General features: G+C 65.4%; 12 protein-coding genes and 1 pseudogene. 5 read left to right on the forward strand and 8 right to left on the reverse strand.

The window, feature by feature from the left end:
• Positions 1-118 precede the first annotated feature (118 nt).
• Positions 119-1117, forward strand: coding sequence for a 2-phospho-L-lactate transferase (cofD, locus tag RCH11_RS03445; protein ID WP_327055592.1), 999 nt, complete (start codon positions 119-121; stop codon positions 1115-1117).
• On the opposite strand, the gene cofC is transcribed toward cofD, so the two are convergent.
• From cofC to RCH11_RS03460, 3 genes are read right to left on the reverse strand one after another with little or no spacing between them, the layout of a single operon-like run.
• Complete coding sequence (cofC, locus tag RCH11_RS03450; RefSeq protein WP_327055593.1) at positions 1114-1821, reverse strand: 2-phospho-L-lactate guanylyltransferase; 708 nt, start codon at positions 1819-1821, stop codon at positions 1114-1116. The genes cofD and cofC overlap by 4 nt on opposite strands.
• Positions 1814-2611, reverse strand: coding sequence for a coenzyme F420-0:L-glutamate ligase (locus RCH11_RS03455; protein ID WP_327055594.1), 798 nt, complete (start codon positions 2609-2611; stop codon positions 1814-1816). Before RCH11_RS03455 ends, cofC begins: the two co-directional genes overlap by 8 nt.
• On the reverse strand, positions 2563-3594 hold the full coding sequence (locus RCH11_RS03460; RefSeq protein ID WP_327055595.1) for a TIGR03557 family F420-dependent LLM class oxidoreductase: 1032 nt from the start codon (positions 3592-3594) through the stop codon (positions 2563-2565). Before RCH11_RS03460 ends, RCH11_RS03455 begins: the two co-directional genes overlap by 49 nt.
• Before the next feature lie 6 nt (positions 3595-3600).
• Between RCH11_RS03460 and RCH11_RS03465 the strand changes: the two genes are divergently transcribed.
• Both RCH11_RS03465 and RCH11_RS03470 read left to right on the forward strand, forming a co-directional pair.
• Positions 3601-3948, forward strand: a complete 348-nt coding sequence (locus tag RCH11_RS03465; RefSeq protein WP_327055596.1) for a DUF485 domain-containing protein — start codon at positions 3601-3603, stop codon at positions 3946-3948.
• The gene (locus tag RCH11_RS03470) at positions 3945-5564 is read left to right on the forward strand and encodes a solute symporter family protein (RefSeq protein WP_327055597.1); all 1620 of its coding nucleotides are present in this window, start codon (positions 3945-3947) and stop codon (positions 5562-5564) included. Before RCH11_RS03465 ends, RCH11_RS03470 begins: the two co-directional genes overlap by 4 nt.
• Before the next feature lie 25 nt (positions 5565-5589).
• Here RCH11_RS03470 and RCH11_RS03475 read toward each other — a convergent pair whose 3' ends face one another.
• Positions 5590-5862 carry a hypothetical protein gene (locus RCH11_RS03475; protein ID WP_327055598.1) on the reverse strand — a complete coding sequence of 91 codons (273 nt, stop codon included), beginning with the start codon at positions 5860-5862 and terminating at the stop codon, positions 5590-5592.
• Positions 5863-6471: 609 nt separating this feature from the next.
• On the opposite strand from RCH11_RS03475, the gene RCH11_RS03480 reads away from it, so the two are divergent.
• Positions 6472-6651, forward strand: a complete 180-nt coding sequence (locus RCH11_RS03480) for a hypothetical protein (RefSeq protein WP_327055599.1) — start codon at positions 6472-6474, stop codon at positions 6649-6651.
• Positions 6652-6730: 79 nt separating this feature from the next.
• Here RCH11_RS03480 and coaD read toward each other — a convergent pair whose 3' ends face one another.
• The 3 genes and pseudogenes from coaD to RCH11_RS03495 form a co-directional block, all read right to left on the reverse strand.
• On the reverse strand, positions 6731-7213 hold the full coding sequence (coaD, locus tag RCH11_RS03485) for a pantetheine-phosphate adenylyltransferase (RefSeq protein WP_327055600.1): 483 nt from the start codon (positions 7211-7213) through the stop codon (positions 6731-6733).
• Positions 7214-7289: 76 nt separating this feature from the next.
• A complete protein-coding gene (locus tag RCH11_RS03490; protein ID WP_327055601.1) occupies positions 7290-9500 on the reverse strand; it encodes an ATP-dependent DNA helicase RecG in 2211 nt (736 codons plus the stop codon).
• 44 nt (positions 9501-9544) lie between these two features.
• Positions 9545-10664, reverse strand: a pseudogene (locus tag RCH11_RS03495) (magnesium and cobalt transport protein CorA).
• Positions 10665-10723: 59 nt separating this feature from the next.
• Between RCH11_RS03495 and RCH11_RS03500 the strand changes: the two are divergent.
• Positions 10724-11305: an RsmD family RNA methyltransferase gene (locus RCH11_RS03500; RefSeq protein ID WP_327055602.1), complete on the forward strand. Its 582-nt coding sequence runs from the start codon at positions 10724-10726 to the stop codon at positions 11303-11305.
• A gap of 77 nt (positions 11306-11382) precedes the next feature.
• Here RCH11_RS03500 and thiL read toward each other — a convergent pair whose 3' ends face one another.
• A complete protein-coding gene (gene thiL, locus RCH11_RS03505; RefSeq protein WP_327055603.1) occupies positions 11383-12369 on the reverse strand; it encodes a thiamine-phosphate kinase in 987 nt (328 codons plus the stop codon).
• Positions 12370-12393: the final 24 nt, after the last annotated feature.

Consider the following 12393-nt stretch of genomic DNA (forward strand, 5'->3'; position numbering starts at 1 on the left):
GCCAGAGCGCGGATGCCAATCAGTCTGAATGTAGCGAATACTCAGACAGCATCGATCCGGCATTCAGATGCCCGGTCACGTCCGGTTGGTCAGCCTTGGGTCGGTTAGCGTTGGCTACGTGAAAATTACCGTACTCTCTGGCGGAGTTGGTGGCGCACGTTTTCTTCGCGGACTGCGTCACCACCTTCGCGAAGCCCGGCCCGATGGAGTGGGGGGTACCACCGCGGAGATCACCGCCGTGGTCAACACCGGGGATGACATGTGGCTGAGTAGCCTTCGCGTCGCGCCCGATCTCGACTCGATCATGTACACCCTCGCGGGGGCGAATGACGAAGTGCGCGGGTGGGGCCGCGTTGGCGAGACCGAACGGGTGAGTGCCGAATTGACTGCTTACGGCGTCGGTTGGCCATGGTTCACTCTCGGCGATCTCGATCTGGGTACTCACATCGCCCGCAGCCACTTCCTGCGGTCCGGACTGACCCTGACGGAGGCGACCGCTCGAATCACCGCCCGATGGGATCTGGGAGTAACGCTCCTGCCGATGACCGACGATGAAGTAGAGACTCAGGTGATCACCGACGAGGGCAGCATGCACTTTCAGGAGTGGTGGACCCGGCACCGGGCCGCCCTTCCAGCTCGACGTTTCGTGCAACAGAATGTGACTACCGCGAACCCTGCCCCCGGCGTGCTCGACGCGATCGGCGGGGCCGACATTATTGTGATCGCTCCGTCGAATCCGGTGGTGTCGATCGGCACGATCCTCGGAATCCCGGGAATACGGGCGGCACTGGTCGAAGCATCCGCCCCCATCGTCGGGGTCTCGCCGATCATCAAGGGAGCTGTCGTGCGCGGGATGGCGGATGCCTGTCTCACCGCAATCGGCGTCGCCACCTCCGCCGAGGCGGTCGCGCTTCACTACGGTAGCCGCAGTGCGGGAGGGCTCCTCGATGCCTGGCTCGTGGATGAGACGGATGCCGACTCTGTCGCCGCTCTCGAACCGGCCGGCATCGCCGCCCTTGCGGTGCCGCTCTGGATGCGCGATGTGGAATCGAGCGCTCGTCTCGCCGCCGACACTCTCCGCGCCGCCGACACGCTATGGGCCGCGGAGGGCATCTAGGCTTGCTCGGCCGCCAACCGCGTCGTTCGCTCCCCCAGCCGTCCGTCGAGGCGCAATAACCCGCTCGCCGAGTCGACATCGTTGCGCAAGCCGGACAGAGCAGATACTTCCAGCGGCATATATCCTTCCGTCCGATGAGCAGAGCTCGATCCGACGCCGAATCGTGGGGAGTGGACCGACCCGCTCGACGCCGTGATCAAAACGGTTCCGTCGCCAGCGGCATCCGATACCATGGCAAGCGGATAGGACCGCGCCGCGGCGAGCGCCGCCTCGAGTTCGGCCGGGGTGAGCGCGGGCAGATCGCCGAGAAGCACGGCGATTCCGCGCCAGGGCTCCCCCAGCTCGGTAGCCGTCGCCACTCCGAGATCGATGGCCGAAGCGAGCCCAGCGGTCTCCTGCACGATTACAAAGGCACCCAGATCGTCAAAGATTGCGGAGGCCTCGGCTGTCGTGACCACGAGGACTCCCGCCACTGACTCGGCCGCCATTGCCGCCGCGACGGTGTCCGCGGCCATGGCGAGCGCGAGCGCCGAATGATCACCGGATCCGAAACGGGACTTCGCCTGCGCGGTGCCTTTCACCGGCACCACCACGATCCACTCGGTCGTCGCCGGCACAGACTGCTCGGATACTCGAGCACCCGTCCGGCGGATGCCCGTGGTGGTCGGGCGTCGACCACCCGCAGGCCCCGGTGCGCTAGTCACGAGATGCCTTCCCCGCCGCGAATCCCAGGTTCCATGCCTCATCCGTGCCGAGTCGGAACATGTCTTTGGCGGCCGGTCGGATCAGCGATTGTGCGCCATCGGCATCCGCCGCGAGAAGGTGCGCGAGACCGCGCACCACCGCCACCGGAAGGCCGTCACTCTTGCGTTTCACCAGGTCTGTGGCAGCGGCGATCTCGTCGCCGGTGGCCGGCACCGTTACGTCGAGACGGCGTCCCTGCGTGTCGGCCGACCCGCGCAGGTCATCAAGCACGCGCACACCACTCGCCCCGATGGCGACATCCGTCTGGCCTTCACGCCAGGCGCGGCCGAGGGTATCGGTGATGATCACACCGAGGCGTAGGCCGAAGCGCGCCTCGAGCGCTTTTCGCAGGCGAAAGGCCGAGGCATCCGGATTCTCCGGCAGCAACAGCACTGTTCCCCGCGGCGTATTCGACGCGTCGACGCCCGCCGCCGCCGCGACTATCCCGAGACGATTCTCCACGATTCGAGTAACGCCACCGGGGTATGTTCGCGTCGCGACGACTCGCACAGTCTCGTCCGTGATGGCCTGCTCACGGTCGGCGGCCTTCACGAAGCGACCCTCCGCCTTCGACACGATCTTCGAGGTGATCGCAAGAATATCGCCGTCTTCCAGCGCCCCCGCCAGCGCGCCGATGATGGCCGCGAGATCATCCCCCGCCACGATCTCCGGAATTCCCTCGATGGCCCACACCGTCAGCACTACCTCACCAGTTTCGGCAGAACGTCGCGCGCGAACACATCGATCCATTCGCGCTGGTTTCGCCCGACATTGTGCAGGTAGATTCGGTCGAATCCGAGGTCGAGGAAGGACTGGATGTTGGCACGGTGAGCGTCCGGATCCTCCGACACCAGCATCCGTCCCTCGAAGTCCTCCGGTCGTACCAGCCGGGCGAGCTGTTCAAATTCGAAGGGTGAACGGATGTCGGATCGCGGAAACCGCATGCCCCCGTTTGGCCACTCCGTCATCGCATTCGCCATCGCCGCCTCGTACGTCGGTGCCCAGCTGAAGTGCAGGCGGAGCACCTTGGTGCCGCCGGCGCTGCCCGCCTCGCGTGCGCCCTCGTCGAACCGGGTGAACAGCCCGGCGATCTTCTCGACGGGCGCTCCGTCGATGATGATTCCGTCCACCGTGCGCCCGGCACGTTTTGCCGTGACCGGACCGGATGTCGCCACCAGGATCTCGGGCGCGGTCTCGGGCATCGTCCACAGCCGGGTCGACTCCAGGGTGAAGTGTGGGCCGCTGTGCTTGGTGTCACGGCCGGCCACCGACGCGGTGAACAGCTTCTTGATGATTTCGATCGCCTCGAACATGCGGTTGATCCGCTCGGCGGTCTCGGGCCAGTAGGCACCGGTCACATGCTCGTCGATCGCCTCGCCTGAACCGACGCCGAGCCAGTGCCGCCCCGGATACATCGCCGCGAGGGTCGCGCTGGCCTGTGCCACCATGGCCGGATGCCAGCGGAAGGTTGGCACCGTCATCCCGGTTCCGAGGTCACCGACCGTCGTCTGCCCGAGCGCGCCGAGAACGTTCCAGACAAAGCTGGCCTCGCCCTGGCGGGGCACCCAGGGTTGGAAACGGTCGGCGGCCATCACCCCGGTGAAACCGCGCTTCTCGGCATAGGTGCTGAGAGCGATCATCTCGGTAGGAGGGAACTGCTCAAGCATTGCGGCGAATCCGATGTGGGCGGTGCCGGTCGGGGCAGCGTCGACGACGGGTTGGGGTGAGGGCACCCTCCATTGTCTCAAGTCCCTGGAGAGCGCGGATCCTGCTCATTCCGGCAGCTCAAGGCAACCCAGCGCGGTTTCGTCTTTCCGCTCGGGATCGCCTTCCTCCTCTGGTACTTTGCCTCTGTCCTGCTTGCCGATTATGCCCATGAGTTCATGTCGACGCGGGTGTTCGGCTTTATCACTATCGGGCTGCTGCTCGGGTTGGCGCAGTTCATCACGACCTTCGCGATCACCACCTGGTATGTTTCCCACGCCAATCGGAAAGTCGATCCGCTTGCCGATGAGATCCGCAGTGATCTCGCGGCGGGAGCCCACACCGACGGGCAGACGCAGGATGAGCGCGGGGCACAACGATGAGCGCGCTGTCGGGTCTGACGGCAGCGGTGGAGTCCACCAGTGTCGGCAATCCCGTTCTCAACATCAGCATCTTCGGCGGATTCGTCGCGGTCACGCTCTTCGTTGTGCTGCGGGCGAGTCGCAATAACAAAACGGCGGCCGACTATTACGCGGCCGGGCGCTCGTTCACCGGGCCGCAGAACGGCACGGCGATCGCCGGGGACTATCTCTCGGCAGCATCGTTTCTCGGCATCTGCGGGGCCATCGCGATCAATGGCTACGACGGATTCCTCTACTCGATCGGATTCCTCGTCGCGTGGCTTGTCGCGCTGCTATTCGTGGCAGAACTCATGCGCAACACGGGAAAATTCACCATGGCCGACGTGCTGTCGTTCCGGCTCAAACAGCGGCCGGTGCGCCTCGCAGCGGCGACGACGACCCTTGCGGTCTGCTTCTTCTACCTGCTCGCCCAGATGGCTGGGGCCGGCGGCCTGGTCTCCCTGCTGCTTGGCATCGACGACAAGATCGGCCAGTCCATAGTGGTCGCGGTGGTCGGCGTTCTCATGATCATCTATGTGCTCATCGGCGGGATGAAGGGCACCACCTGGGTACAGATCATCAAGGCGGGGCTCCTCATCGCCGGAGCTTTCATCATGACGATCTGGGTGCTGACGCTTCACGGCTTCAACTTTTCCGCACTGCTCGGGGCGGCGGCCGAACGTGGCGGGGATGCCCTGTTGAACCCGGGGCTGCAGTACGGCTTGACCGGAATCAGCAGGCTCGACTTCATCTCCCTTGCCCTTGCCCTGGTCTTCGGCACCGCCGGCCTCCCGCACGTACTCATGCGCTTCTACACGGTGCCCACCGCTCGGGAGGCCCGTCGTTCCGTGGTGTGGGCGATCTGGTTAATCGGAGTCTTCTATCTGTTCACACTCGTTCTCGGCTACGGCGCAGCTGCCCTGATCGGAAAGGAAAAGATCCTGGCCGCCCCGGGTGGGGTCAACTCCGCGGCGCCGCTCCTTGCGTTTGAACTCGGCGGCCCGGTTCTTCTCGGACTCATCTCGGCTGTCGCCTTCGCCACGATCCTCGCGGTCGTCGCCGGTCTCACCATCACTGCGGCCACCTCCTTCGCCCATGATGTCTACGCAAGCGTGATCAAGAAAGGCAAGGCTGCCCCGAACACCGAGGTCAAGGTCGCCCGTATCACCGTCGTGGTCATCGGAGTATTCGCGATCGTCGGCGGAATCGGCGTGCAGGGGCAGAATGTCGCATTCCTCGTGGCACTCGCCTTCGCGGTTGCGGCATCAGCGAACCTGCCGACGATCCTTTACTCGCTGTATTGGAAGCGCTTCACCACCCGCGGGGCGCTCTGGAGTATGTACGGCGGGCTCGGCTCAGCAATCTTCCTCATCGCATTCTCGCCGGTCGTCTCCGGCGGACCGACCTCGATGGTCCAGGGGGTCGATTTCCACTGGTTCCCTCTCAGCAACCCCGGGATCGTCTCAATCCCGCTCGGTTCCATCCTCGGCTGGCTCGGAACGATCACGAGCAAGACCCTCGAGAACCCGGCGATCGCGGCCGAGATGGAGGTACGTTCCCTCACCGGCTACGGCGCAGAAGAGGCTTCCGACCACTAGCCAGCACAGTCACTAGCAAGCACAGTCAATTCTTCGAATCCTCCGGGGCGATCTCATTCGGGCGGGCGCGCAGTTTCGCCTCAAGCCGGCGAATCCGGTCATCCTGCTCATGTCGCTCGATCTCGCGTTCGAGCGCTGCCAGTTCGCGCTCTGTGCTGCCCTCCCCCACATTCCCCTCCCCCGAGGTCGACGCCTCCCGCCGACGCGGGTCACCAAAGCTGCCGAGGTCGATCGACTGGCCGTAGTCCCTCCCGATCGCGAACCAGAGAACTGACCCGATCAGTGGCAGCAGGATCACGATGATGATCCAGATCGATTTGTCGAGGTGCCGGATCGCCAGCTCTCGGCCCGGATGATGTCGATGAGCGCGCCGACCATGAGGAGAAGACCCAACCCCGGAAGCAGTAGATACATGAGCAGAGCTTAGGGACGATCGCGTAAAAAAACGAGACTCTTGACAGAGTCTCAGAATTTACTTGCACCATCCTTCGGATTCCCGATACGGTAGGCCCGCGCCTCTGACGAAAGGAGCCAGCGTGATTTATGCAAATATTGCGGGGATGACCCGCACCCGGTTTACCGCTGGCTTCGTCGGCGTCTTCACCGCCTGATCGTCCTGCCCGCCTCCTGAGAGGCGCAGTGCCACCGATCCGGTCGGTGACGCTGATTTCGAAGCCCGACTCTCGAGGTCCCGCACCTGCCTGCGCAGCCTGCCGTCTCCTGAGGCCCTTCCCCGATCGATCCGCAGCCCCGCGCGGCACTCCAGCAGTGAGGTTCCACCATCATGAAGGCCGTTTTGTCGTCCACTCCCGGTCGTCACGACTATCCGCCCCAATCAACCCATCCGTCTCAATCAACCCCCGAAAGCCGTCCCATTCAGGATCGCCCGTCGCACCCGGTGCGTCGGGTGAGCATCGTCGACCGGGCCGCACTTCATCTCGGCCTCGCTCTCATCCGGTGGGGTCGACGACCGCTCGAACTCGAGTCCCGGGAACGGCGTGTCGTGCGCTTCGAAGAGCACACCGCCCGACTCGAGCGCGAACGCCAATGGCAGCGCTGGCAGATCCTCAACCTGCCGCACCGCTGATGCTCGAGCCTGCGTCACGGGGCGACCCCGCACCCTCCCGAGCACCGGGATGGTGCGGGGTCGGCCCTTCGGCTGAGGGTCAGCCGTGCTGCAGGAAGTCCGCTACCGCTTTCGGCACATAGGGGGCGACATCCCCGCCGAGTCCCGCAACCTGCCGCACCAGCGAACTCGAGACATGGGCATGCGCGGGATCCGGCAGCATGAAGATCGTCTCGACGCCCGCGAGATTGCGGTTGACAATGGCCATCGGCGTTTCGTAGGCCACGTCCACCTGCGAGCGGATGCCCTTCACGATCACGCTCGCCCCGACATCCGTGCAGTAGTCAACCAACAGGCCGACACTCCATGAGGTCACGACGATGTCACCCTCGAAATCGGCATCGAGAATAGCTCTCTCGATGAGAGCTACCCGCTGTGCCACCGGCAGGAGCGCGGTCTTCGCCGGGTTATGCACGACCAGAACGTGGATCTGATCGAAGATCCTGGCCGCCCGGCCGATCACGTCGAGGTGACCGAGGGTCACCGGATCGAAGGAACCGGGGACGACGGCAATCCTGCTCATTGCGCCAGACTACGGCACGGGTGTGTCAGGTTTGTGATCGTGCGACACACCGTCGCCTGAGCCGCAGGGGCAGCTATCAGTTCTTTGCGAGAAAATCGCGGCTCGCCTCGTCCAGCCTCCGGGCGAGAGCCGTGCGCAATGCCGGGTGCGACGACAGCTCCGGGTCCTCGGCGAGAATTCCCTGCGCGATCGCCCGCGCCTCCGTGATGAGCACACCGTCCTTCGCGACACGCAGCAGCCGCAGCGAAGAGCGGCCACCCGACTGCAAATTGCCGAGCACATCACCCTCTTGCCGCAGTTCGAGATCCCTCTGTGCGAGCTCGAAACCGTCGAGAGTGGATGCCACGACCTCGACCCGCTCGCGAGCCAGGGTCTCCTCCTCCGCCTGCGTCACCATCAGGCACACCCCGGGCACCCCGCCGCGGCCGACCCGTCCCCGCAGCTGGTGCAGCTGCGAGACACCGAAGCGGTCGGCATCCAGAATGATCATCGTCGACGCATTCGGCACGTCCACGCCGACCTCGATCACCGTCGTAGCGACGAGCACGTCGATCTCCCCTGCAGCAAACGCCCGCATGAGGGCATCCTTCTCGTCGCTCGGCAAGCGGCCGTGCAGCCCTTCGATGCGACGGCCGGTGAAAAGTGGGTTGGCGCGCACACTCGCGAGAGTGTCGGTGACATTCGCGATGTCGGTGATCGTGCCGGGACGGGCCGAGCTTGCTGCAATCCGTGACGTGACCCTGGGTTCGTCAGGCTCGATCAGCGGGGTCTCGACCGCCGTGCTGTCGATCGCGGGACACACCACGAACCCCTGGCGCCCCTTCGCCAGCTCTTCGGCCAGACGCTCCCAGACCCGGTTGACCCACCCCGGTTTCTCGGCGAGAGGCACGACGAAACTCTGGATCGGCACCCGACCGGAGGGCAGCTCGGCGATCGTTGAGACATCCAGGTCTCCGAACACGGTCATCGCCACCGTGCGCGGAATCGGAGTCGCCGTGAGCACGAGCACATGCGGCGGCACCGTGCCCTTCCGGCGCAGCGCCTCGCGCTGTTCGACCCCGAATCGGTGTTGCTCGTCCACGACCACGAGTCCGAGGTCGTAGAAGCCGACACTCTCACTCAGCAGTGCGTGCGTGCCGACGACGATCTGCGCCTGCCCGCTGACGGTCGCGAGGGTGGCTTTGCGCCGATCCGCCACCGGTAGCTGTCCCGTGATCAGGGTGGGCCGCAGCGTCGCCGCAAGGTCGGGACCGAGCGTCTTCACGATGGAACGGAGGTGCTGGCCGGCCAGCACCTCCGTTGGCGCGAGCAGGGCCGACTGGCCACCGCTGTCGGCGACAGCAAGCATCGCGCGCAATGCGACGAGGGTCTTGCCCGATCCGACCTCGCCCTGCACCAGTCGGTTCATCGGAGCGGAAGCCGCGATATCGCTCGCGATCTCCACCCCGACCGTCGTCTGGTCGCCGGTGAGCACGAACGGCAGCTGCGCATCGAAGCGCTCGAGCAGGCCGCCCGGCTTCGGGGCGCGGGGAGTCGCCGATTGGAGCTTCAGCAACGCCCGCTGCTCGAGAAGTGCGGCCTGAAGCACGAAGGCTTCCTGAAAGCGCAGGGACTTCTGTGCGGCCCTCCACTCGATGTCTTTCTGCGGCCGATGGATCAACTCGAGGGCTCGCGAGTAGTTCATGAGCCCGCGCTCTGCCCGCACCGCGCCCGGCACGGGGTCATCGAGCGGCGGGAGCGTGTCGAGCAGCACTCCGACGGCCTTACCCAGCTGCCAGGATGCCACCGCAGCTGTCGCCGCGTAGATCGGCACCGGCTGTTCGGCCCACTTGCGCGCCCTCTCCGCGCCTGCCTCGGAGTCTCCGCCCGTGTCATCCGTCTCGAAAAGCTCGTAATCGGGGTGTGCCAACTGGATCGTGCCGCGATAGTCGCCCACTTTGCCGGCGAAGATGCCGCGCACGCCCGGCTTCAGGTCGCTCTTGCGCCAGGCCTGGTTGAAGAAGGTGAGGGAAAGGATGTCGCTGCCATCGCTGATCGTCACCTCGAGAATCGACCCTTTGCGTGCCCGCATCGTGCGCTCCTGCACGCCGAGTACCTCTGCGACGATCGTGACATTCTCGTCGACCGAGAGTTGAGCGAGAGCGGTGAGTTCGCCGCGGAGGGCGTATCGCCGCGGATAGTGGGTCAGCAGGTCACCAACGGTGACGAGCCCGAGACCCTTCTCGATCGCCGCCGCCGTGCGACCGCCGAGGGCACCACTGAGCTTGGCATCGAGCGGGGAGTCCACCTCGACAGGTTACCGCCGGGGCCCGACGGATAGCGCCAGCTTGCTTACAGCCAGCGCAGCTTGCGGAAGATCACGTAGAGCCCGACACCAACGACGAGCATCAGTCCGATTGCGAACGGGTAACCGAACGCCCAGCGCAGCTCAGGCATGATTCGGAAGTTCATTCCGTAGATTCCGCTGATGATCGAGGGCGCAAACAGGATTGCCGCCCAGGCCGAAATTTTGCGCGTCTCCTCCGTTTGCCGATTATTGGCCTCCGTCGTCTCCTGCATCTCCTCGTTCTGGCGTTGGGCCACGAGTGTTGCGTTGACCGTGAGAATGTCCCGAAGGAGGATGCGAAACTCGTCCACGCGCTCTGTCACATGAGCGACATGGTCCGCGACATCGCGCAGGTACTGCTGAAGATCGTCTCCGATCCCATACTTGTCGAACCCGTTCGAGAGTTGATCGAGCATACTGACCAGCGGCACCGCCGCACGCTGAAAGTCGATGACCTCCCTTGTCAGTTCGTAGATGCGCCGCGAGACGCCGGGATCGCCACCGAACACCTGTGTCTCGATTTCATCGATGTCGTTGGCGAGGCCAGCGACGACGGGAACATAGGCATCGACCACCGCGTCGAGAATCGCGTAAAGAACTGCCTCCGTGCCACGCGCAAGTAAATCGGGAGTGCCCTCGAGCCGCCGGCGAACCAGCGCCAGATCGGGCGATTCGGCGTGACGAACAGTGATGACGAAGTTCTGGCCGATGAACACGTGGAGCTCGCCGAACTCCACCTCCTCTTTCGCATCGAGGTAGCGTGCCGCCCGAAGGACTACGAAGAGTGTGGAGCCGTAGCGCTCGATCTTCGGGCGCTGGGGCGAGAATCGCATCCTCAATAGCGAGTTCGTGCAGGCCGAACTGCGCGGCGAGCGACGTGAGCTCATCGGTGGTCGGGCGATAGAGGCCGATCCACGCCATAGCTCCGGGGCGGGCGTCGAGCGCCGCGTAGGTCTCGCTGAGCGAGGCGGGAGTCTCGACTCGGCATCCGTGCTAGTAGATGGCATTGTTGACCAGGCTGGAGCGCACCTGCCCTGGCTCTGGTGTTGCCACGCTCGTCGGAGCGGCGGGCGTTCGTGGTCGCAACGACAGTGCGCGGAAGGGCTTGCGAAAATCGGGTGCCATGAGTAAAACGGTAGTCCTGTCGAGTGAACAATTCGGGTAGTTCGGTAGGGTCGAGTCCGATGACTCGAATAATCTCCGGATTCGCCGGATCCATTGCCTTGAAGACACCAGGGGACGGCACTCGCCCCACCAGCGACCGCGTGCGCGAGGCGATCTTCTCCGCGCTCGAATCCCGGAATGCGATCGACGGCGCACGGGTACTCGATCTCTACGCCGGATCCGGAGCACTCGGCCTCGAAGCCGCCAGTCGCGGCGCGGCCTTCGTGCGTCTCGTCGAACGAGGCGGAGTGGGCACAACAGTCTGCCGGTCCAACGCGGCGGCGGTGCTCGCGCAGACGCCGCGCGGTTCGTCACTTCGTATCGAGGTGAGCGGGCGGCTCGTGCAATCATTCCTGACCAGCAATCCTGAGACCTGGGACCTGGTCTTCCTCGACCCGCCCTACGACCTGCTCGAAGCCGAGCTCACGCAAAACCTCGCATCGCTTGCCTCGCGCCTCCAACCGGATGCCGTGGTCTGCCTCGAGCGCAGCAGCCGTTCCCCCGAGCCGACCTGGCCGCCCGGAATCACGCTCGACCGTCGCAAGGATTACGGAGACACGACCCTGTGGTGGGCGAGCGCGGTGACTGTGCCGGTCGAGTAGGACTGTGCCGGTCGAGTAGGACTGTGCCGGGCAGACGGATGAGCCGTCTCGAGTCCGGCGCGCTCTTCGGAGTCGGCTCAGCCTGCAGACCCGGCCCAGTCCCGATACGGATCCCACCCGGCAGAGTCGTGGGGTGAGCCGTCCACCGTGAGTCCCTCGCCGTCGACGCACACTCCGATACGACGGAATTCCGCGGGCAACACGACACCAGGGGGGAAGGTCGCGAGCAACGAGTGATCCTCTCCCCCGCCGAGCGCGAGAGCAGGATCGTCGCCCAGCGCCGCCATGGCGAAGTCTATTCCCACGCCGCTTGCCCGAGCGAGGCGGGCGGAGTCGATCGCGAGACCGTCGCTCAGGTCGAGCATCGCCGTCGCCCGCGCGAGGGCGGCGGCGCGACCGGCAGCGATCGGCGGGGTCGGAGCGAGCTGCGCCACCGTGCGCGACCGCAGGGCGGTGGCGAGCGCCGCATCCGGTCGCCCCGATGCGTCGATGGCCTCGGCGAAGAGCAGGCGCAGGGCCGCTGCGGCCTCGCCGAGCACGCCGGCCACCGCCACGATGTCTCCGGGCGCGGCGCCGGAGCGGAGCACCGGCGCACGTCCCTCGAGATCCCCGAATGCGGTTACGGCGATCGTCAGAGTGGCCGATACCGACAGATCCCCGCCCACGACACCGCACCCCGGTGCGAGCGTCTCGCAGGCGTCACGAAGCCCATCCGCAATGCCTTCGAGCACCGAGACCGGCGAGTCGGCTGGCGCGGCGATGGCCACGACGAGCGCGGTCGGCACGGCGCCCATGGCCGCGACATCCGCCAGGTTGGAGGCGGCGGCTTTCCAGCCGAGGTCGTGAGGGGTCGACCAGGCGAGGCGAAAATCTGGCCCGTGAATCATCATGTCCGTGGTCACGACAAACCGCCCGTCGGGAGCAGCAACGAGGGCAGCGTCATCGCCCGGACCGAGCAGGGCGGATGCCGCGGTGGGCAGCCGCGGGAAGATGCGCGCCAGCACCGCAAGCTCGCCGATACCTCCGAGAGTGTCGGGAGCGGCCGGTTCCGGCGTGATCGTCATGCTCCAAACGGTAGCCTGAAAGCG

The organism is Glaciihabitans sp. GrIS 2.15 (assembly GCF_035984695.1).
In the GTDB taxonomy this organism is placed as follows: Bacteria; Actinomycetota; Actinomycetes; order Actinomycetales; family Microbacteriaceae; genus Lacisediminihabitans.

Excerpts from the sequence above, each read along its gene's own strand:
- RCH11_RS03455 (WP_327055594.1), bottom strand. The coding sequence starts at position 2,611 with ATGGATCGATGTGTTCGCGCGCGACGTTCTGCCGAAACTGGTGAGGTA.
- RCH11_RS03470 (WP_327055597.1), top strand. The coding sequence starts at position 3,945 with ATGAGCGCGCTGTCGGGTCTGACGGCAGCGGTGGAGTCCACCAGTGTC.
- coaD (WP_327055600.1), bottom strand. The coding sequence starts at position 7,213 with ATGAGCAGGATTGCCGTCGTCCCCGGTTCCTTCGATCCGGTGACCCTC.
- RCH11_RS03500 (WP_327055602.1), top strand. The coding sequence starts at position 10,724 with ATGACTCGAATAATCTCCGGATTCGCCGGATCCATTGCCTTGAAGACA.
- thiL (WP_327055603.1), bottom strand. The coding sequence starts at position 12,369 with ATGACGATCACGCCGGAACCGGCCGCTCCCGACACTCTCGGAGGTATC.